The sequence below is a fragment of the Streptomyces sp. NPDC001220 genome (assembly GCF_053597895.1).
In genome coordinates, this window is record NZ_JBSFJE010000007.1 from 151,720 (window position 1) to 172,537 (window position 20,818).

17 protein-coding genes are annotated in these 20,818 nt (G+C 72.3%); 5 read left to right on the forward strand and 12 right to left on the reverse strand.

The features are described 5' to 3' along the window. On the reverse strand, positions 1-1,215 hold the full coding sequence (gene pdhA / locus ACWDGI_RS18640) for a pyruvate dehydrogenase (acetyl-transferring) E1 component subunit alpha (protein ID WP_450760301.1): 1,215 nt from the start codon (positions 1,213-1,215) through the stop codon (positions 1-3). 549 nt (positions 1,216-1,764) lie between these two features. Between pdhA (ACWDGI_RS18640) and ACWDGI_RS18645 the strand changes: the two genes are divergently transcribed. Beyond that, on the forward strand, positions 1,765-2,781 hold the full coding sequence (locus tag ACWDGI_RS18645) for a phosphotransferase (RefSeq protein ID WP_450760302.1): 1,017 nt from the start codon (positions 1,765-1,767) through the stop codon (positions 2,779-2,781). Between the two features lie 46 nt (positions 2,782-2,827). Here the strand turns inward: ACWDGI_RS18645 and ACWDGI_RS18650 are convergent, their stop codons facing one another. Beyond that, positions 2,828-4,414 (reverse strand): protein kinase domain-containing protein, encoded by a 1,587-nt coding sequence (locus tag ACWDGI_RS18650; RefSeq protein WP_450760304.1) that lies wholly within the window; start codon positions 4,412-4,414, stop codon positions 2,828-2,830. Between the two features lie 330 nt (positions 4,415-4,744). On the opposite strand from ACWDGI_RS18650, the gene ACWDGI_RS18655 reads away from it, so the two are divergent. Then, positions 4,745-6,385 (forward strand): protein kinase domain-containing protein, encoded by a 1,641-nt coding sequence (locus tag ACWDGI_RS18655; RefSeq protein WP_450760306.1) that lies wholly within the window; start codon positions 4,745-4,747, stop codon positions 6,383-6,385. 87 nt (positions 6,386-6,472) lie between these two features. Here ACWDGI_RS18655 and ACWDGI_RS18660 read toward each other — a convergent pair whose 3' ends face one another. Further along, entirely contained in the window at positions 6,473-7,012 is a 540-nt protein-coding gene (locus ACWDGI_RS18660) for a bacterial proteasome activator family protein (RefSeq protein WP_360480622.1), read from the reverse strand. Between the two features lie 184 nt (positions 7,013-7,196). Between ACWDGI_RS18660 and ACWDGI_RS18665 the strand changes: the two genes are divergently transcribed. Next, complete coding sequence (locus ACWDGI_RS18665) at positions 7,197-7,733, forward strand: hypothetical protein (protein WP_450760308.1); 537 nt, start codon at positions 7,197-7,199, stop codon at positions 7,731-7,733. A gap of 7 nt (positions 7,734-7,740) precedes the next feature. Here the strand turns inward: ACWDGI_RS18665 and ACWDGI_RS18670 are convergent, their stop codons facing one another. From ACWDGI_RS18670 to pdhA (ACWDGI_RS18700), 7 genes are all read right to left on the reverse strand, one after another. Next, entirely contained in the window at positions 7,741-8,721 is a 981-nt protein-coding gene (locus ACWDGI_RS18670) for an NAD(P)H-quinone oxidoreductase (RefSeq protein ID WP_450760310.1), read from the reverse strand. 212 nt (positions 8,722-8,933) lie between these two features. Next, positions 8,934-10,031 (reverse strand): potassium channel family protein, encoded by a 1,098-nt coding sequence (locus ACWDGI_RS18675; RefSeq protein ID WP_450760314.1) that lies wholly within the window; start codon positions 10,029-10,031, stop codon positions 8,934-8,936. Next, on the reverse strand, positions 10,028-11,437 hold the full coding sequence (locus ACWDGI_RS18680; protein ID WP_450760316.1) for a molybdopterin molybdotransferase MoeA: 1,410 nt from the start codon (positions 11,435-11,437) through the stop codon (positions 10,028-10,030). Before ACWDGI_RS18680 ends, ACWDGI_RS18675 begins: the two co-directional genes overlap by 4 nt. Further along, positions 11,434-12,531: an NTP transferase domain-containing protein gene (locus ACWDGI_RS18685; RefSeq protein ID WP_450760318.1), complete on the reverse strand. Its 1,098-nt coding sequence runs from the start codon at positions 12,529-12,531 to the stop codon at positions 11,434-11,436. Before ACWDGI_RS18685 ends, ACWDGI_RS18680 begins: the two co-directional genes overlap by 4 nt. Before the next feature lie 108 nt (positions 12,532-12,639). Continuing rightward, a complete protein-coding gene (locus ACWDGI_RS18690; protein WP_450760319.1) occupies positions 12,640-13,989 on the reverse strand; it encodes a dihydrolipoamide acetyltransferase family protein in 1,350 nt (449 codons plus the stop codon). Then, on the reverse strand, positions 13,989-14,993 hold the full coding sequence (locus ACWDGI_RS18695; RefSeq protein WP_450760321.1) for an alpha-ketoacid dehydrogenase subunit beta: 1,005 nt from the start codon (positions 14,991-14,993) through the stop codon (positions 13,989-13,991). Before ACWDGI_RS18695 ends, ACWDGI_RS18690 begins: the two co-directional genes overlap by 1 nt. Then, positions 14,990-16,135, reverse strand: coding sequence for a pyruvate dehydrogenase (acetyl-transferring) E1 component subunit alpha (pdhA, locus tag ACWDGI_RS18700; RefSeq protein ID WP_450760323.1), 1,146 nt, complete (start codon positions 16,133-16,135; stop codon positions 14,990-14,992). The genes ACWDGI_RS18695 and pdhA (ACWDGI_RS18700) overlap by 4 nt, the downstream gene beginning before the upstream one ends. Before the next feature lie 175 nt (positions 16,136-16,310). On the opposite strand from pdhA (ACWDGI_RS18700), the gene ACWDGI_RS18705 reads away from it, so the two are divergent. Then, entirely contained in the window at positions 16,311-16,811 is a 501-nt protein-coding gene (locus tag ACWDGI_RS18705; RefSeq protein ID WP_450760325.1) for an Lrp/AsnC family transcriptional regulator, read from the forward strand. 16 nt (positions 16,812-16,827) lie between these two features. Here the strand turns inward: ACWDGI_RS18705 and ACWDGI_RS18710 are convergent, their stop codons facing one another. Then, positions 16,828-17,415 (reverse strand): TetR/AcrR family transcriptional regulator, encoded by a 588-nt coding sequence (locus ACWDGI_RS18710; RefSeq protein WP_450760327.1) that lies wholly within the window; start codon positions 17,413-17,415, stop codon positions 16,828-16,830. Beyond that, entirely contained in the window at positions 17,412-18,926 is a 1,515-nt protein-coding gene (locus ACWDGI_RS18715; RefSeq protein WP_450760329.1) for a 3-hydroxyacyl-CoA dehydrogenase, read from the reverse strand. The genes ACWDGI_RS18710 and ACWDGI_RS18715 overlap by 4 nt, the downstream gene beginning before the upstream one ends. A 145-nt stretch (positions 18,927-19,071) precedes the next feature. Here ACWDGI_RS18715 and paaN point away from each other — a divergent pair, with 145 nt between their 5' ends. Beyond that, positions 19,072-20,778: a phenylacetic acid degradation protein PaaN gene (paaN, locus tag ACWDGI_RS18720; RefSeq protein WP_450760331.1), complete on the forward strand. Its 1,707-nt coding sequence runs from the start codon at positions 19,072-19,074 to the stop codon at positions 20,776-20,778. The last annotated feature ends 40 nt before the right edge of the window (positions 20,779-20,818 follow it).

Below are 20,818 nucleotides of genomic sequence, written 5' to 3' on the forward strand. Positions count from 1 at the left end.
TCAGGCCCCCTCTACGTCCGCGAACGACGCCTGGTAGGCGGCGAACTGGGCTCGTTCCTCGTCGACGAGCGCGTGCCCGTCCGCGTACACATGCTCGAACATGGCGAAGTTGTCCGGGTCCGGCATGGCGCGGACCGCTTCGCGCACTCGCCTGCCCAACGCCTCGGACTCGGCTTCGAGTTCCGCGAAAAATCCCTCGTCCGCGTGGTTTGAGGCCTCCAGGTACCGGCGAAGGCGCAGGATCGGGTCCTTGGCCTCCCAGGCCTCGCGCTCCTCGTCGGCCCGGTACTTGGTCGGGTCGTCGGAGGTGGTGTGGGCGCCCATCCGGTAGGTGTACGCCTCGACCAGCGTCGGACCCTCGCCGCTGCGGGCGCGCTCCAGCGCCCACTTGGTGACCGCGAGGCAGGCCAGCACGTCGTTGCCGTCCACGCGGACGCCGGGGAAGCCGAAGCCCTGGGCGCGCTGGTACAGCGGGACGCGGGTCTGCTTCTCGGTCGGCTCGGAGATCGCCCACTGGTTGTTCTGGCAGAAGAACACCACCGGGGCGTTGTAGACCGCGGCGAAGGTGAACGATTCAGCGACGTCGCCCTGGCTGGAGGCGCCGTCACCGAAGTAGGCGATGACCGCCGAGTCCGCGCCGTCCTTGGCGACGCCCATGGCGTAGCCGGTGGCGTGCAGCGTCTGGGAGCCGATGACGATCGTGTAGAGGTGGAAGTTGTTGCTGTTGGGGTCCCAGCCGCCGTGGTTGACGCCGCGGAACATGCCCAGCAGGTTGGTCGGGTCGACCCCGCGGCACCAGGCCACGCCGTGCTCGCGGTAGGTCGGGAAGACGTAGTCGTCCTCGCGGGTGGCGCGCCCGGAGCCGATCTGGGCGGCCTCCTGGCCGAGCAGGGACGCCCACAGGCCCAGCTCGCCCTGGCGCTGCAGGGCGGTGGCCTCGGCGTCGAAGCGGCGGGTGAGCACCATGTCGCGGTACAGCCCGCGCATTTCTTCGGGGGTGATCCCGGCGACGTACGCGTCGTACTCGGCGTTCTTGACCCGCTTGCCCTCGGGCGTCAGCAACTGCACGAGTTCGGGATCGGTGCTCTTCTTCGTGGTGGTGCGATGCGTGGTGGCGCGGGTGGTGCGCTTGGTGCCGGTCTTTCTGCCGGTGGTCCCGGCTTTGCCTGCGGCGCTGCGTCGCGGTTGGCTCGCGGCACTGCTGTCCACGGTCACGTGTGCTCCTCCGTCGGTCCGGCCCCCGGGGTTGCCGGGTGAACCAGTGCGGCTCACCTGCTTCCGGCACCGGTGGCACGGGGTGGGTGCCACTCGGACGGGAACAGGCGTGACAGGTGCCCCGGCGAGCGTCCTGCAAGGTGCACGTTACCCAGTGCTCCACATTTCTGTGAAACCCCTCCTGACCTGCGATTTTGCTTGGAAATCCAAGTACTTTTTGCTTGGGTTTCCTAGTAAGTCGACAGGGGCCGGAAGGTCGCTGGTCAGAGCCTTGCAGGCGGGCCGGAGCTACCGCACGTTATCCCGCCGCACCGGGCCACGGGAAGAGTTCGCCGGCTCTCACCGAGCGCGCCCTCCCCGGCTCCGCTCCGCCCGCCGCGCGCGTCGAACCGTTCGTTCCCGTGCACCCGGCCAGTACACCCGGGTCCGTCACCGTCCACCAGGTGACCGAAAGCGACCAACAGCGACTGCCTGCGACAATCCCCAGCTCACAGGCCCAGGCGTTGCCCTAGCATCTGCCGCGTGCCGCGCCCATGTGTACCACCCCCAGTGCCCCACGCGCCCCCTCTGGGCGCCCTGCTCCGGCTGTACGCCGCCGGTTCCGCGCTCACCTGCGAACCCGTGGAACAGGGCCTGCTCAACCGCGGCTACCGCGTCCGCACCACCCACGGCCGTTACTTCCTCAAACACCACTTCGACCCCGACACCGCCGACCCGGCCGCCATCGAGCGCCGCCACCTGGCCACCCAGCGCCTGGCCGCCCTCGGCGTCCCGGTCGCCCCGCCGCTGGCCCACCGCGAGGGCCGGACGGTCGCCGTCGTCGGCGGCCACGCCTACGCGCTGCACCCCTGGATCGACGGCAGGCACCGGCACGGCGGGCAGCTCACGCACGGGGAGTGCGCGCGGCTCGGTGCGCTCCTGGGCGCCGTGCACGCCTGCCTGGAGCGCGTGATGCCTCCCAAGGGGCGCACGCGCCCGGCCACAAGCCCCCATCCCGTCGAGAGCGCCGACCCCGCCGACACCTTCGCGCTCATCGACGACCTGCTCGCCCACGTCAGCCGGCACCGCCCCGCCGACGCCTTCGACGAACTCGCCCGCCACCGGCTGCTCGAACGCCGCGCCCTCCTGGAGCAGCACGCCGGCCGGCGCCCCCCGCGCGGCGCCTCGGTGGGCTGGGTGCACGGCGACTTCCACCCGTTCAACCTGCTCTACAAGGACGACGCGCCCGCCGCGATCGTCGACTGGGACCGGCTGGGCGTGCAGCCCCGCGCGGAGGAGGCCGTGCGCGCCGCCGCGATCTTCTTCGTGCGCCCGGCGGGGGCGCTCGACCTGCCGAAGGTGCGGGCGTACGCGCGCGCGTACCGGCGCGCGGCCGGCGCCACGCCCTCGGAGCTGGCGGCGGCCGTGCACCGCGTGTGGTGGGAACGGCTCAACGACTTCTGGATGCTGCGCTGGCACTACGAGCGCGGTGACACCCGCGCGGACTCGCAGTTCCCGGCCGCCTCGGCGCTGGCCGTGTGGTGGACCAGCGAGTACGACGCGGTGTGCGACGCGTTCGTCCGGTGAGGACCGCCGGCACCGGCGCTCAGCCCCGCAGAGGCGTCGGTGTCCTTCAGGGGTTGCCCAGGCCGGTGCCGGCGACGGAACCCGCGTCCGTGTTCCCGCCGCCGCCGTCCGTGCCCGTCGACTCGGTGGGGTCCGTCTCGGGGGAACTCGCGGTGTCGGTGGGCTGGGAGGCGCTCGCCGTGTCCGAGGGCTCGTCGGTCGGGTCGGTGCTCTCCGTCTGGGACTGGGTGTACGACGGGGTCTCCGACGGCGTGTAGTGGGAGTTGTCGTTGTTGCCCGAGCCGCTGGTGTCGGTCTCCGTGTCCGTGGCGGTGTCGGTGGCCTTGTCGGAGGGGCTCTCGCTGGGCGTCTCGTCCTTGGTGGAGTGCGAGATGCTCGGCGACGTCGACGTGCCCGGGTCACCGCCGTGGCCGCCGCCCTTGTTCAGCGCCAGCGCGACGCCCGCCGCGATGGCGATCACCGCGAAGACGGCCAGGATCCACAGCTTGCCGCGACCGCTGCCCCGGTTGCCGTGGCCCTCGAAGCCGCCGTCGTCACCGCCGCCGTAGCCGGACGGCAGGATCGGCTGCGGGATCTGCGAGGTCCCGTTGGAGTCCATCGGGTTCTGCATCACCGACGTGCCGGCGAAACCGCCTGCCGCGGCGTGCCGGCCGTCGTGCACGGTGACCGGGCCGGTGTTCCAGGTGCCGGTGTGGGCGCCCTGGTCGTACAGCATCTGCAGGCCGTACTGGACCAGCCCGCGCATCTCCTCGGCGGTCTGGAAGCGGTCGTCGGGCTCCTTGGCGAGCGAGCGCATGACGAGGCCGTCCAGCTCCGGCGGGGCGACGCCCTCGGAGGTCTGGGACGGCGGCACCGGGATGTCCTGGACGTGCTGGTAGACCACCGACAGCGGGGTCTCGCCGATGAAGGGCGGCCGCAGCGAGAGGAGCTCGTACAGCAGACAGCCGGTGGCGTACAGGTCGGAACGGTGGTCGACGGCCTTGCCGAGCGCCTGCTCCGGGGAGAGGTACTGGGGGGTGCCCATGACCATGCCGGTCTGCGTCATCGTCGTGGACGCACCGTGCAGGGCGCGGGCGATGCCGAAGTCCATCACCTTGACCGCGCCGTTGTGGGTGATGATCACGTTGGCGGGCTTGATGTCACGGTGCACGATGCCGTGCTGGTGCGAGTAGGCCAGCGCCTCCAGCACCCCGGACGTGATGATCAGGGCCTGCTCGGGGCCCGGCGCCTCGGCGTTGATCAGCAGGTCGCGGATGGTGCGGCCCTCGACCAGCTCCATCACGATGTACGGCACCGACTGGCCGCCGACGACGTCCTCGCCGGAGTCGTACACCGCCACGATCGCGTGGTGGTTGAGCCCGGCGACCGACTGTGCCTCGCGGGTGAAACGGGCCTTGGAGACCGGGTCCTCGGCGAGATCGGCGCGCAGCAGCTTGACGGCCACGGTCCGGCCGAGCCGTACGTCCTCGGCGGCGAACACCTCGGCCATGCCGCCCCGGCCGAGCCGGTGGGTGAGCCGGTAACGGCCGTCGCCGACCAGGCCGCCGTTGCCCCACATCTCCGGCGTCTCTGACATGCCGCCGCCAGTCGCCTCGGGGTCGGACGGGCCCTGGGCGCTGTGCGTCTGTGCCATCGGTCCTCGCCGTCGTTTCTGCCCGCGGTACGCGCGGTGTTGTCACGGTCTCCGTCGGCCACGCTACAGCCTCCGCGCAACCCCCAGGTCCGGGTTCCGGCCCGTGGACGGACCGGCCATCAAACCCGTACCCCGCGTTGCCGTGCAAATTCCGTGTACCGGAGGTACGGCAGCTGTAACGCTTCCGCGCCTCTTCTTTCGCGTACGGTCACGGAACGGGCACCGCGCTTGACGTGTCAGTGCCCTCGGGCAGACTTGGCCCGGAACTTGACCAGGAATGGGACATTCGATCAACAAGGGTGCCTGAGCGCCCGGCGGGGGACGGGGAAAATGAGCCAGGACGGCGCACACGGCCGTTACGCGGGGCGGGCTCTGGCCGGTGGCCGCTACCAACTGCGCGACCTGCTCGGCGCGGGCGGTATGGCCTCCGTACACCTGGCGTACGACTCGGTCCTGGACCGGCAGGTCGCGATCAAGACCCTGCACACCGAACTCGGCCGGGAACAGGCCTTCCGCGAGCGCTTCCGCCGCGAGGCCCAGGCAGTGGCCAAGCTCACGCACACCAACATCGTCTCCGTCTTCGACACCGGGGAAGAAGAGCTCGACGGCTCGACCATGCCGTACATCGTCATGGAGTACGTCGAGGGCCGCCCGCTCGGCTCGGTGCTCGACGAGGACGTGACGCGGCACGGCGCGATGCCCGCCGACAAGGCCCTGAAGATCACCGCCGACGTACTGGCCGCGCTGGAGATCAGCCACGAGATGGGGCTGGTCCACCGCGACATCAAGCCCGGCAACGTGATGATGACCAAGCGCGGGGTCGTCAAGGTGATGGACTTCGGCATCGCCCGTGCCATGCAGTCCGGGGTCACCTCGATGACGCAGACCGGCATGGTCGTCGGCACCCCGCAGTACCTCTCCCCGGAGCAGGCGCTCGGCCGGGGCGTGGACGCCCGCTCCGACCTCTACTCGGTCGGCATCATGCTGTTCCAGCTGGTCACCGGTCGGCTGCCGTTCGACGCGGACTCGCCGCTGGCCATCGCCTACGCGCATGTCCAGGAGGAGCCGGTCGCTCCCTCCTCGGTCAACCGCGCGCTTCCCCCGGCCGTGGACGCGCTGGTCGCCCGCGCCCTGAAAAAGAACCCGAACGAGCGCTTCCCGACCGCCGAGTCCATGCGCGACGAGTGCCTGCGGATCGCCGCCTCGCTCCAGCCTGCCGCGCCCAGCATCGTCCCGGGCATCCCGCCCACGCAGAGCGGCTCCGGGGTCGGCTCCGCGGTGTTCCCGCCGGTCGACCAGGCGGCACCGGCGCCTCCCGGGCCGGTGCAGACCCCGTACCAGCCGATGCCCACCCCGAACCCGTACGGCACCCCGGCTCCCGCTCCGGCGTACGGCTATCCGCAGCAGGCGGGCTACCAGACGCCGGCCGGGTACCCCCAGCAGGCGCCGACGACCCCGCCGCCGTACAACATCACCCCCCAGTCGCCGTCCTCCGGCGGTGGTGGGGGCAAGGGCAACCGGCCGGTGGTCATCGGGTCGATCGTGGTCTCGCTGGTCGCGGTGATCGGTCTGGTCGTCGCGCTGGCGCTGAACGGCGGCGGCGGCGAGGACGACAACGGCGGAGGCGGCAGCGGTGGCGGCACCGCGAGCACCGGGGCCTCGCACACATCGGGCTACCGCGGCCCGGACACCGCGAAGACCATAGAGAAGTCCGAGTGCACCGAGCCGCAGGAGTCGTACGACGACGCCGACAAGATCCAGGTCCCGGACTTCAAGTTCAAGTACATCAAGTCGGTCAAGGAGTGCTTCCAGGCCGCCGGCTGGCGGATGAAGATCACTTCCGAGGACGAGAACACGTACGGCGACGGCACGATCATGGAGCAGTTCCCGGCCTCCGGCACGGACGTCGACCCCGAGAACATGCCGACCATCGAGCTCAAGGTGTCGACGGGCAACCCGCCCACCGGCTGAGGCAGCGGCGCGGTAGTACCCGGTAGACCCAGTAGTGAGGGCCCGGCGGTGACACCGCCGGGCCCTTCGCCGTCCTGCTCGGTGGTCCTAGAGGTACGGTCCGCCGGAGCGGCCGGCCGGTCCGTGTTCCTCGCCCGCGTCGCCGACGCCCGGCGGCAGCGCCCGGCGCATCTGCTCCAGCTGGGCACGGGCGGCCATCTGCTGGGCGAACAGCGTCGTCTGGATCCCGTGGAAGAGGCCCTCCAGCCAGCCCACCAACTGGGCCTGCGCGATGCGCAGTTCCGCGTCGGTCGGGGTCACGTCGTCGGTGAAGGGCAGCGAGAGCCGCTCCAGCTCCTCCACCAGCTCCGGCGCCAGACCGTCCTCCAGCTCCTTCACGGAGCTGGCATGGATCTCCTTGAGCCGGACCCGGCTGGCCTCGTCGAGAGGAGCCGCGCGCACCTCCTCCAGGAGCTGCTTGATCATGCTGCCGATCCGCATGACCTTGGCGGGCTGTTCCACCATCTCCGTCACCGGGATCTCGCGGGAGTCCTCGTCCCCGTTGCCGCCACCGAGTGCCATCCCGTCCTGGCCCACGACCAGGATCTGCGGGTTCTCGGGCGACCGTTCGTTCCTCGGCATCTCCATGCCGCCATTCTCTCGCACCCGTACACCTCACCACCGTGGTGCCCCCCGTTGAGCCTGATCCACCTTTCCGAGCCGCCCCTGACGGGCTTAGACCCATCGGCCGAATCAGAAATGCCGGTCTTGTCGGTGAATGTGAGGCTGGTGTCCGTCGGCTCTGACGACTGTGTTCCAGGAGGTCACCGACGTGACTCCAAGGCCGCGATCCACCCTCGGCGGCGTACGGCTCGCGCCGGTACGCCTGCTGCTCGTCCTCGCGACGGTCCTGCTGCCGTACGGCACGGCCGTCGCGTACGACCCCGAGCCCGTGGTCGTCCATGGTCCCGAGCCGGTGTCCTCGGACTCCTCAGACGCCTCGGCCTCCCCCGAGCCGTCCCGGGCCGGAACCCTGGCCGGTGAGGGCAGGCTGCGGCCCGGACGGCCCCAGGGCCCGGCGGCGGCCGTCCAGGGGCAGGACGAGGACGAGAACGGGAACGAGGACGAGGACGAGCCCGGCGAGGAGACGGGTGACGCCAGCCCGGCCGCCACCTCGGCGCAGCCGCCCCGGGATGTCGAGCTGGTGCCCAGCGCACCCCAGCCGCCCCCCGCCCACCAGGCCGTGGCCCACAGCGAGGACGACGGCTCCGAGCCCGTGCTGCACATCCTTCCGCTGGGCAGCGGCCTGGTCCTGATCGGCCTCGGGCTCGGTCTCGCCTTCGTCGCCCTCCGGGTGCGGCGGAGCTAGTTCCTGGTCAGGAAGCCACGAGGAGGACCTTGCCGATGTGACCGCTGGCCTCCACCAGGCGCTGGGCCTCGGCCGCCTCGGCCATCGGCAGCTCCCGGTCGACGACCGGCCGGACGTGGCCGCCCTCGATCAACGGCCAGACATGCTCCCGCACGGCCGCGACGATGGCCGCCTTCTCGCCGAGCGGACGGGCCCGCAGCGAGGTCGCGCTGATCGCGGCCCGCTTGCCGAGCAGCGCACCGATGTTCAGCTCGCCCTGCACCCCGCCCTGCATACCGATGATCGCGAGCCGTCCGTTGACGGCGAGGGCCCGCACGTTCCGGTCCAGGTAGCTGGCGCCCATGTTGTCGAGGATGACGTCGGCCCCGGCACCGTCGGTGGCGCGCCGCACCTCGGCGACGAAGTCCTGGTCGCGGTAGTTGACGAGGATGTCCGCGCCCAGCTCCGCACAGAAGTCCAGCTTCTCCTTGGTGCCCGCGGTGACCGCGACCTTGGCCCCGATCGACTTGCCCAGCTGGATCGCCATGGTGCCGATGCCGCTGGAGCCGCCGTGCACGAGCAGCGTCTCACCCGGGCGCAGGTGGGAGATCATGAAGACGTTCGACCAGACCGTGCAGGCCACCTCGGGCAGCGCCGCCGCCTGCTTCAGGTCCACGCCCGCCGGCACCGGCAGCAGCTGCCCGGCCGGGACGGCGACCTTCTGCGCGTAGCCGCCACCCGCGAGCAGGGCGCACACCTCGTCGCCGACCGACCAGCCGGAGACACCGGGGCCGACCTCGACGATCCGGCCGGAGCACTCCAGACCGGGATAGGCGGAAGCGCCGGGCGGCGGGTTGTAGTTGCCCTGCCGCTGCAGGATGTCGGCACGGTTGACGGCACTGGCCACCACCTCGACCAGCACCTCGCCCTCGCCGGGCACGGGATCGGGGACCTCGTCCCACACCAGCGCCTCGGGCCCACCAGGTTCGGGAATCGTGATCGCATACATGCGGCCGACGCTACCCCCCGCCCGGCCGCGCTCCCGGTCAGGTCCGGGACAACGGTCGTATGTCCCGGGGAAACGGCGGTATGTCGCGGTCGACCCGCGGCAGCCGTCATGTGTCCGGGTCAGGCCCGGGGCAGCGGTCGTGTGCCCCGGTCAGGCCCGGGGCAGCGGTCGTGTGCCCCGGTCAGGCCCGGGGCAGCGGTCGTGTGTCCCGGTCAGGCCCGGGGCAACGGTCGTATGTCCGGGGCGACCTGGGTGCCCGGGGAGGCCCGCACGATCGTGATCAGGCGGTCCGTCAGCTGGATGGTGCCGACGGCCGGGTCGTCGTAGCCGAGCACCCGGTGTCCGCGGAGGACGCTCACCACCAGGTCGGCCGTCTCGCGCGGGGTCTTGCCGACCTCGGCCTTGACCGCCGGGCGCTCCACCAGGTCCAGGCCGGTGCCCTGCTGGATCAGGTCCTCCATGACCATGCCGGCGGCCGGACTCAGCACGGACAGCCCCAGCAGCCGCCCGGCGGCGCTCGCGCTGGTGATGACGGCGTCGGCGCCCGACTGCTTCAGCAGCGGCGCGTTCTCCTCCTCACGGACCGCGGCCACGATCTTCGCGCCCTTGTTGAGCTGCCGGGCGGTCAGGGTCACCAGGACGGCCGTGTCGTCCCGCTGGGTCGCGATGATGATCTGCCGGGCCCGGTGCACCTCGGCCCGCTTGAGCACCTCGCTGCGCGTCGCGTCCCCGATCACGCCGGCGTAGCCCTCGGCGGTGGCCGCCTCGATCGCCTTGGCGCTGGGGTCGACGACGACCACCTGCTCCGTGTTGAGCCCCGTCGCGCAGACGGTCTGGATCGCCGACCGCCCCTTCGTCCCGAAGCCGACGACGACGGTGTGATCCCGCAAGGCGGACCTCCAGCGGTTCTGGCGCCATTCCTCCCGGGTGCGTTCGGTGAGGACTTCGAGCGTGGTGCCGACCAGGATGATCAGGAACAGCACGCGCAGCGGCGTGATGACGAAGATGTTGGTGAGCCGGGCGGCGTCACTGACCGGGGTGATGTCGCCGTACCCGGTGGTGGAGAGGGTGACGGTCGCGTAGTAGAAGGCGTCGAGGAGGTCGACGCTGCCGTCCGAGGTGTCGTTGTAGCCGTCGCGGTCGGCATAGACGATGAACGCGGTGGCGACCAGCAACAGCAGGGCCAGTGACAGCCGTTTGCTGACCTGGCGGATCGGGCGCTCCACCACCTTCGACGGGAGTTTCACCCGTTGGGTCACCAGATGCTCGTCCGCCTGGCGGGCGATGGCGTCATGGCCCGGAAGTTTCACGTGAAACACACCTCGATGCCCGCGGCCGCCCATGGCAGATCCAGCAGTTCCGTCTCCTGGCCCTGCCGCGCCCCGCCCGGCGGTACGACCGCGAGTGCGTCGGCGGCGGCGATGCCACGGAGCATCGCCGGGCCGTTGTAGTGCAGCGGAACGGCCGCGTCACCGCGCAGGACGACCGGGATGAGCCGGGTGTCGTACGGGTGTCCGTGCGTCGCTTCCGCCAGGGGTACCGCGTACGGCTCGGGAGCCGGGTGGGCGGCGAGGGTGCGCAGCAGGGGTTCGGCGAGGGTGAGCAGGCCGGAGACGGCGGCGAGGGGGTTGCCGGGGAGACCCACGAGGTGCTGGTTCTGCTGGGTGCGGGCCAGCAGCATGGGGTGGCCGGGGCGGACCTTGACGCCGTCGACGAGGAGTTCCGCCCCGATGCGTTCCAGGGTGGAGTGGACATGGTCGACCGGGCCGGACGCGGTGCCGCCGGTGGTGACGACCAGGTCGGCGCCGGACGACGTGATCGCCTTGTACAGGGCCTTGGCGTCGTCGCCGAGCCGGCGTACGGCGGTCACCTCGGCGCCGAGCGCGCGCAGCCAGGGCGGCAGCATCGGGCCGAGCGCGTCCCGGATGCGTCCTTCGCTCGGCAGCCCTTCGGTGAGCAACTCGTCCCCGAGGATCAGGACTTCGGCCCGGGGGCGTGGGACGACCGTGACGTCGTCGTAGCCGGCGGCCGCGGCGAGGCCGAGGACGGCCGGGGTGACCAGGGTCCCGACGGACAGCAACTGGTCGCCGCTACGGCACTCCTGGCCGCGCGGGCGGATGTCCTGCCCGTGCACGACCTCACGGGTGGGGTGCAGCCGGCCCTGGGCGTCGATACGGCCATGTTCGCTGCGCAGCACCGCGGTGGTGTCGGCCGGGATCCGGGCGCCGGTGGCGATCCGTACCGCTTCGCCGTCGGTGAGCGGCTCGGGCTGCGCATGCCCGGCCAGGACGCCCTCCTCGCGCACGTCCCAGGGGCCGGGGCCCGCCACCGCCCAGCCGTCCATCGCGGAGGTGTCGAAGGAGGGCAGGTCGGTGAGGGCGTCCAGCGGGGTGGCCAGGGCCAGGCCGAGCGCGTCCGCCAGCGGTACGGAGACGGGGGCCCGGCGGGCGCCCGAGCGGGCGGCGCGGGCGGCGATCTCGCGGGCCTGAGGCCAGGGGGTGGCACGGTGCTGGTGCGCCGACGGGTCGCCGTGGGCGTGGCCGCCCTGGGCGTGCTCGCTCTGGGCGGCGGCCGGAAGCGCCTGGCTGCCGGTGGCCCCCTTGCCGAACTCCCTGGGCTCCCTGGGCTCTCTCACGAGGGCGAGCGCCTCCTCGACGTCGAGATCGTCGTCCGTGTCCCCGGCGGACGCGCCGACCCGGATGCCGCGGGCGGTCACCGGCCGGGCCCGGAGCCGGGAGCGGGCTTCCCGGAAGCGGACTGTTCGGCGGCGTTCGCCTCTTCCTCCCAGCGCAGGGCCAGCGCGACGGCCTTGCGGGCCGCCTCGGCGACCGCCTCGGGGCCCCCCTTGCCCTGCGCGGCCGCGTAGCCGACGAGGAACGTGGTCAGCGGGGCGGCCGGGCGCGCCACGCCGTGCGCGGCGTCCCGGGCCAGGTCGAGCAGGACGCCGGTGTCGACGTCCAGGTCGATGCCCAGCTCGTCCTTGACTGCGGAGATCCATTCATCCAACACGTGCCCATGCTCCCTGATGCGTGCCCTGGCGTCGGCGATGTCGTCCCAGGTGTCGCAGTCGAAGGACGCGAGGGGGTCCGGGACGCGGGTGAGATCGAGTGCGGCGGTCAGGCGCCGCAGGGGGAGACCGGCGAGGCCGGGGCCCGCGCGGCCGCCGGGGCCCGCGCGGCCGCCGGGGCCCGCGCGGCCGCCGGGGGCCGCACGGCCGAGTGCCTCGCTGTCACCGCCGTGGCTACCGCCGCCATAGGTGGCGCTGTCGTCATGGCTACCGCCGCCATAGGTGGCACTGTCGTCATGGCTACCGCCGCCGTGGGTGGTGCTGTCGTCGTGGCCGGCGCCGGCGTCTTCGGCGAGGGCGGACAGGGCGCGGCGGAGCGGTGCCGTGCGGTACGCCGCGACAAGGGGCTGGTCCCGGCCCTCCGCGTCGGTGAGCAGGGCGGCGTCGGCGCCGGTGCTGTGCAGGGCCGTCAGCAGCCGCTCCACGGTCGCCTGTTCGAGGAACGGGAGATCCGCGGAGAGTACGACCGCACGGTCGGCGGTGGTGTGGCGCAGGCCGGCGTCGAGGGCGGCGACCGGGCCGCCGCCCGGAGGGTCCTCGCGGGTCCAGCGCACGGGCCGGGAGGTGGGGCGGGGCGCCGCCACCACGACGGTGTCGCGGGCGCCGGCACAGGCCGTGAGCACACGGTCGAGCAGGGGACGGCCGCCTACTTGGACGGAGGGTTTGTCGGCCCCGCCGAGGCGTCTCGCTGCGCCGCCGGCCAACACGATCGCGTCGTAGGCCGGCGGCTCGGTGTCGGTCACCTTTCGAGTATGGGGGGCGGGTGGATCACTGGGAACCGATGGGACTGAGTGCGCTCCGCAGGGAGTGGTCGCGGGATGCGCCCCTGCAGGAGCTCCGGCGCTCCCCGGCTAGAGCGTCCTCAGGAGAACCGCCGGCTGCTCCACGCAGTCCGCCACGTACCGCAGGAAGCCGCCCGCCGTGCCGCCGTCGCAGACCCGGTGGTCGAAGGTGAGGGACAGCTGGACGACCTGCCGGACCGCCAGCTCGCCCTCGTGCACCCACGGCTTCGGGACGATGCGGCCCACGCCCAGCATCGCCGCCTCGGGGTGGTTGATGATCGGTGTGGAGCCGTCGACACCGAAGACGCCGTAGTTGTTCAACGTGAAGGTGCCGCCGGTGAGTTCGCCGGGGGTGAGCTTTCCGGTGTGGGCCGCCTCGGTCAGCCGGGCGAACTCCGCCGTCAGGGCCTCGGCGTCGCGGGTGTGGGCGTCCCGGACGACGGGGACCATCAGGCCCCGGTCGGTCTGGGCGGCGAAGCCCAGATGGACTTGGTCGAGTTGGACGATCTCGCGGGCCTCGACGTCGACGTAGGAGTTCAGCTCGGGGTAGCGGGCCAGGGCGGCCGTACTGATCCGGGCGAGCAGCGCGAGCAGGGAGATCTTCGGGCCGGCCGCCGCGTTCATCGCGGTCCGGGCACGCATCAGTTCGGTCGCGTCGGCGTCCACCCAGCAGGTCGCGTCGGGGATCTCCCGGCGGCTGCGGGAGAGCTTGTCGGCGACCGCGCCCCGGATGCCCTTGAGAGGCGTACGGATGCCCGTCCGGTCGTTCACCGGGCTGCCTGCCGAAGCGGTCGGCGAGCCGACCGGGGCGGCCAGCGGGTCGGCCGTCCTGGTGGCGGCGCGGGCCGCGCTGACCCGCAGCGCGTCCTCGACGTCGGCGCGCAGGATCAGGCCGTCGGGACCCGAGCCGGAGAGCCGGCGCAGGTCCAGGCCGTTGTCCCGGGCGAGCCTGCGGACCAGCGGGGAGATCACCGGGACCGGGCCCTCGGGGAGCGGGGGCGGGGCGGGCACGTGCGGGTGGGCCGCCGTTTCGACGGCGGCCGCCTTCCCAGCCGTGCCGTTGGCGCGGTCCGGGGCGGTGGGGCGGGCCCGGCGGCGGCGCGCCGGGGGCGCGCCGGTGCCGTAGCCCACCAGGACGTTGCCGGAGCCCTCCGGTTCGGGGACCGGGGTGGCCTCGCCGACGGCGACCGTCAGCAGCGGGGCGCCGACGGGCAGTTCGGCGCCCTCCTCGCCGAAGCGGGCGGTGACCACACCGCCGTAGGGGCAGGGGACCTCGACCATCGCCTTGGCCGTCTCGACCTCGACGACCGGCTGGTCGATCGCGACGACCTCGCCGACCTGGACCAGCCAGGTGACGATCACCGCCTCGGTCAGCCCCTCCCCGAGGTCGGGCAGTTTGAACTCCAGCACCTGTGCCATCAGCCCTCGGCCTCCCACTGCAGACGCGCCACCGCGTCCAGGATGCGGTCGACGCCGGGCAGGTGGTGGCGCTCCAGCATCGGCGGCGGGTAGGGGATGTCGAACCCGGCCACGCGCAGCACCGGCGCCTCCAGGTGGTGGAAGCAGCGCTCCGTGACCCGGGCCGCGATCTCCCCTCCCGGTCCGCCGAACCCGCCCGACTCGTGTACGACGACCGCTCGCCCGGTGCGCCGTACCGAGGCGCAGACCGTCTCGTCGTCGAACGGCACCAGGGAGCGCAGATCGACGACTTCGAGGTCCCAGCCCTCCGCCTGGGCGGCCTCGGCGGCTTCGAGGCAGACCGGTACGGACGGGCCGTACGTGATGAGCGTGGCGCTGCGCCCTGTGCGGCGCACCACCGCGCGGCCGATGGGTTCAACGTCCGTCGGGTGCTCGGGGTTCCAGGTGTCCTTGGACCAGTACAGGCGCTTGGGTTCGAGGAAGACGACCGGGTCGTCGGAGGCGATGGCGGCGCGCAGCAGGCCGTAGGCGTCGGCGACCGTGGCCGGGGTGACGACGTGCAGGCCCGGGGTGGCCATGTAGTAGGCCTCGGAGGAGTCGCTGTGGTGCTCGACGCCGCCGATACCGCCGCCGTAGGGGATGCGGATGGTGATCGGGAGCGGCATCCGGCCCCGGGTGCGGTTGCGCATCCGGGCAACATGGCTGATCAGCTGCTCGAACCCGGGGTAGGCGAAGGCGTCGAACTGCATCTCCACCACCGGGCGCAGCCCGTACATGGCCATGCCGACGGCGGTGCCGAGGATGCCGGCCTCGGCGAGCGGGGTGTCGGTGCAGCGGTCCTCGCCGAACTCCTTGGCGAGGCCGTCGGTGACCCGGAAGACCCCGCCGAGGGCTCCGACGTCCTCGCCCATGACGTGCACGGCGGGATCGGCGGCCATCGCGTCGCGCAGCGCGCGCGTGAGGGCCTGCGCCATGGTGGCGGGCTTGACGGCGACGGTCGTCATCGGTGGCCGCCTTCCTGGTCGGCCTGCTCGGCCTCCAGCTCGGCCCGCAGCATGGCGCGCTGCTCGCGCAGCTGGCTGGTGGTCTCGGCGTACACCTGGTCGAAGAGGCTCATGGGGTCGAACTCCGGGTCGCGGTTCATCCGCTCACGCAGGTCGGCGGCCATGGTCTCGGCGTCCTCGCGCGCGTGCCGTGCGAAGTCCTCGTCGAACAGCCCGCGGTCGGTCAGCTCGCGCTCCAGGAGTAGGATCGGGTCGTGGTCGCGCCAGGCGTCCACCTCGGCGTCGCCCCGGTAGCGGGTGGCGTCGTCGGCGTTGGTGTGGGCGTCGATGCGGTAGGTCACCGCCTCGACCAGGGTGGGGCCGCCGCCCTCGCGCGCGTGCCGCACGGCGTCGGAGAGGACCTGGTGCACGGCGGCCGCGTCGTTGCCGTCGACCAGGCGGCCCGGCATGCCGTACCCGACGGCCTTGTGGGCCAGGGAGGGGGCGGCGGTCTGCTTGGCGAGCGGGACGGAGATGGCGAAGCCGTTGTTCTGGACCAGGAAGACGACCGGGGCCTGCCAGACGGCGGCGAAGTTCAGTGCCTCGTGGAAGTCGCCCTCGCTGGTGCCGCCGTCGCCGACCATGGCGAGCGCGACCACGTCGTCGCCCTTGAGGCGGGCCGCGTGGGCGAGGCCGACAGCGTGCGGGAGCTGGGTGGCGAGCGGGGTGGAGAGGGGCGCCACGCGGTGGGCGTAGGGGTCGTAGCCGGTGTGCCAGTCGCCGCGCAGCAGGGTGAGCGCCTCCACGGGGTCCACGCCGCGGGCGACGACCGCGAGGGTGTCGCGGTAGCTGGGGAAGAGCCAGTCGCGCTCCTCCAGGGCCAGCGCGGCGGCGATCTCGCAGGCCTCCTGGCCGGTGCTGGACGGGTAGACGGCGAGGCGGCCCTGTTTGGTGAGGGCGGTGGCCTGTGTGTTGTACCGGCGGCCGTGCACCAGCCGGGTGTAGAGCCGGCGCAGCAGCTCCGGGTCGGCCTTGGCGGCCGCCTCGGTCCCGAGGACGCGGTAGGGCCGCTCGTCGGGCAGCAGGGGCGCGGGGTCCGTCCGGGGTTGCCAGGCGGGCGGCGGCGACGGGCGGTATGCGCCTCGCTGCTCCAGGACCGTCATGACGGCACCTCCTCGTGGGGGTGGCTACGGGAGACGGATCGGCTGTGACCCGTCCCACCTACCGATTGTTCGGTCGTCAGCACATTTTGGCTACAGGCGGCTCCAGGCTGTGGACAAACGGTTCTCCACAGCCTGCAATGAACGCAGTACGTCCATGCGAGGAAGGCGGGGGGACATGCCACCTGAACAAATGGCCGAGGGCCCGCAGGACCGCGCCGCACTGCCGCCCGCGCGCCCGCTGGACGCCATTGATCAGGACATCCTGCAGATCCTCCAGGCGGACGGCCGGGCCTCGATACGGTCGGTCGCCGAACGGGTCCATGTCTCGCGCGCCAACGCCTACGCGCGTATCAACCGTCTGATCGAGGACGGCGTGATACGCGGTTTCGGCGCCCGGGTGGACCACGAGCGGGCCGGGCACGGCACCTCCGCCTACATCACCCTGAAGATCGTCCAGAACAGCTGGCGCACGGTGCGCGAGGAGTTGCGGCTGCTGCCGGGCGCCGACCACATCGCCCTGGTGGGCGGCGACTTCGACGTCCTGCTCCTGGTGCACACGCCCGACAACAGGGCGCTGCGCGAGCTGGTGCTGACCCGGCTCCAGGCGATCCCGGAGGTGCTCAGCACCCGCACCCTGCTGGTGTTCGAGGAGGAGGACCTGGGACCGGGCGGCTGACGCCGGACGGCCCGGGTCAGTCCGCGCGGAGCCCCGAGAACACCAGGCGCGCCACCGCGTCGGAGACCTCGCGCTCGGTCGCGCCGCGCCCGTCCGGGCGGTACCACTCCACGATCGAGTTGACCATGCCGAAGACCAGCCGGGTGGCGAGGCGCACCTCGATGTCACCGCGTACGTCCCCGTCGGCGGCGGCCGCCTTCAGCAGGTCGGCCACCCGGTGGTCGAAGTCCCGGCGCCGCTCCAGCGCCCACCGCTCGGTGCCGGTGTTGCCGCGCACCCGCAGCAGCAGCGTGACGTAAGGCAGTTCGGTGATCAGCACCTCGACCATGCGCCGCACGACGTGCTCCAGGCGGTCGGCGGCGCCCCCCACGCGCGCGGGCTCCTCGTCGAGGATCCCGAACAGGCCGTCCAGGGCGCGGCTGACGGCCCGGCGCAGCAGTTCCTCCTTGCCGGAGACATGGTGGTAGATCGACGACTTGGAGATGCCGGCCGCCTTGGAGAGGTGCTCCATGGAGGTGCCGTCGTAGCCGCGCTCGTTGAAGACCTGGACGGCCACCGAGAGCAGGGTCTCGGGGGTGTAGGTGTCGCGCTTGGCGGTGGTCATGAGGCGCCCTCCCGCTTCTCGGTGGCGTACGCGTGGCGGTAGAGCGCGAGGGAGGGCGCGTAGCGGCCGCTCGGGTCGCGCAGGTGCAGGTCGTCGAGGAGGTCGTAGGCGAAGTCACGGCCGAGGCGGCGGCTCCACTCGAAGGGGCCGAGCGGGTAGTTGACGCCCAGGCGCATCGCGGTGTCGATGTCCTCCTCGGTGGCGACGCCCTTGGCGACGGCGTCGTGCGCGAGGTCGACGATCCGGGCGACGGTACGGGCGACGATCATGCCGGGGACGTCACCGATGACGCTGACCTGCTTGCCCAGCGCCTGGAAGAGACCGACGGCCTCGCCGAGCGTCTGGGGATGGGTGTCGTGTCCCGCGGACAGGGCGATGCGGGTGGCCCGGCGGTAGTCGAGGGCGAGGTCGAAGTAGACGACGTCCCGGAACTCCACCGAGGTCTGGCCGTCGGCGAGGACCAGCTGGCCGCCGCTGGGCAGCACCAGGCGGGTGCCGTGGTCCTCGTCCTCCTCCCGGACCTGGATGCCCGCCTCGCGGATCATCGCGAGCAGTTCGGCCGCCGGGCCCAGGGTGCCCTCGGCGACGACGTAGGCGGGCCGGTCGGCCGGTTCGGCGGTGTGCGGCTCGGGGCGCTCGGCGTCGTCCGCGTAGTCGTACCAGCCGTGCCCGGTCTTGCGGCCGAGGTGGCCGGACTCGACGAGCCGGCGCTGGGCCAGCGAGGGCGTGAAGCGGACGTCCTGGAAGAAGGCATGCCACACGGAGTGCGTGACGGACTCGTTGACGTCCTGGCCGATCAGGTCGGTCAGTTCGAAGGCGCCCATCCGGAAGCCGCCGCTCTCGCGCAGCACCGCGTCGATGGTGGCGGGGTCGGCGGCCTGCGCCTCGTAGACCGCGAACGCCTCGGCGTAGAAGGGCCGCGCGATGCGGTTGACGATGAATCCGGGGGTGTCCGCGCAGGCGACCGGCGTCTTGCCCCAGGTGCGGGCCGTCTCGTACGCGCGCGTGGCCGACGTGACGTCGGTGGCGAACCCGGAGACGACCTCGACCAGCGGCAGCAGCGGGGCCGGGTTGAAGAAGTGCAGGCCCACCAGGCGGGCGGCGCTGCGCAGGGCGCCGCCGATGGCGGTCACCGACAGGGAGGAGGTGTTGGTGGCCAGCAGACAGTCGTCGTCGACGATGTCCTCCAGGGCCCGGAACAGCTCCTGCTTGGCCTCGAGCCGCTCCTGGACGGCCTCCACGACCAGGGTGCAGTCCGCGAACTCGGTGAGGTCCTCGGCGGGCAGCAGCCGGGCGCGGGCCGCGTCCCGGTCGGCGGCCGTCATCCGGTTCTTCCCGACCAGCCGGCCGAGACGGGCGCCGATCGCCGCGGCGGCGTCCCCGGCCCGTCCGGGGACGGCGTCGTACAGCCGTACGCGATGGCCCGCGACGAGTGCGACCTGGGCGATGCCCTGGCCCATGGTGCCGGCGCCGGCGACCCCCACGGGGCTGCTGAGGTCGAGTGCTGTCATGTGCGCGATCCTCCCGCACGGGGTTTTCCACAGATGCGGCAGGCCCCCTTGTCCCGACCGATCGTTCGGTTACTCTAACTCTGTCCGGCCGTTTCCGCCCAGGTCATGAGCTCGAAGGGGAGCTCATCAGAGGAGTTGGTCCCGCATGACCGCCGAACTCACCGTGCACGAGCTGATCGCCAAGCACCGGCCCACGCTTGACCAGGCGCTGGAGGCGATCCGCACGCGCGCGTACTGGTCCCCCCACCCCGAGCACCCCAAGGCCTACGGCGAGCACGGCAGCCTGGACGCGGCGGCCGGCAAAGCGGCCTTCGACGCCCTTCTCGGCAGCCGTGTCGACCTCGGACAGCCCGGCACCGACGACTGGCTGGGCGACGAGGTCTCCCCGTACGGCATCGAGCTGGGCGTGACCTACCCGCACGCCGACGTCGACACACTGCTGTCCGCCATGAAGTCCGGCCAGCGCGCGTGGCGCGACGCCGGCGCGGAGGCGCGCGCGGTGGTGTGTCTGGAGATCCTCAAGCGGATCAGCGACCGGACGCACGAGTTCGCGCACGCGGTCATGCACACCAGCGGCCAGGCGTTCATGATGGCGTTCCAGGCGGGCGGGCCGCACGCCCAGGACCGCGGCCTGGAGGCGGTGGCCTACGCGTACGTGGAGCAGATCCGCACCCCCGACACGGCCGAGTGGTCCAAGCCGCAGGGCAAGCGTGACCCGCTCGCGCTGACGAAGGCGTTCAAGCCGGTCCCGCGCGGGATCGCACTGGTCGTCGGCTGCAACACGTTCCCGACGTGGAACGGCTACCCGGGCCTGTTCGCCTCCCTCGCCACGGGCAACGCGGTACTGGTGAAGCCGCACCCGCGCGCGGTGCTGCCGCTCGCCCTCACCGTGCAGGTCGCCCGGCAGGTGCTCGCCGAAGCCGGCTTCGACCCGAACCTGGTGGCACTGACGGCGGAGCGCCCCGGCGAGGGCATCGCGAAGACGCTCGCCACCCGCCCGGAGATCAAGATCATCGACTACACGGGCTCGACCGCCTTCGGCGACTGGCTGGAGGCCAACGCCCGGCAGGCGCAGGTGTACACCGAGAAGGCCGGTGTCAACACGGTCCTGGTCGAGTCGACCGACAACTACAAGGGGATGCTCTCCAACCTGGCGTTCTCGCTCTCCCTGTACAGCGGCCAGATGTGCACCACCCCGCAGAACCTGCTGATCCCCCGCGACGGCATCCGCACCGACGAAGGCCCCAAGACCTACGACGAGGTGGTCGCCGACCTCGCCCGCGCGGTCGACGGTCTGCTCGGCGACGACGCCCGCGCGAACGCGCTGCTCGGCGCGATCGTCAACCCCGACGTCAAGGCCCGCCTGGAGGCCGCCGCCGGGCTCGGCGAGGTCGCCCTCGCCTCCCGGGAGATCGCCAACCCGGAGTTCCCGGACGCGGTCGTCCGTACGCCGGTGATCGTGAAGCTGGACGGTGCGCGGAAGTACTGGGAGGGGGCCGACGACGAAGCCGCGTACATGAGCGAGTGCTTCGGCCCGGTGTCCTTCGCGGTCGCCGTCGACTCGGCCGCCGACGCGGTCGAGCTGCTGCGGCGCACGGTCCGGGAGAAGGGCGCGATGACGGTCGGCGCGTACACCGTCGACCCGGACGTGGAGCACGCCGTGGAGGAGGTCTGCCTGGAGGAGGCGGCCCAGCTGTCGCTGAACCTGGTCGGCGGGGTGTACGTCAACCAGACGGCCGCGTTCTCCGACTTCCACGGATCCGGCGGCAACCCCGCGGCGAACGCCGCGCTGTGCGACGGGGCGTTCGTGGCGAACCGGTTCCGGGTGATCGAGGTGCGCCGGGAGGCGTAGCCGTTCGGGGTGGCTGATCGCCGTTGGGAACCGCGGGTCC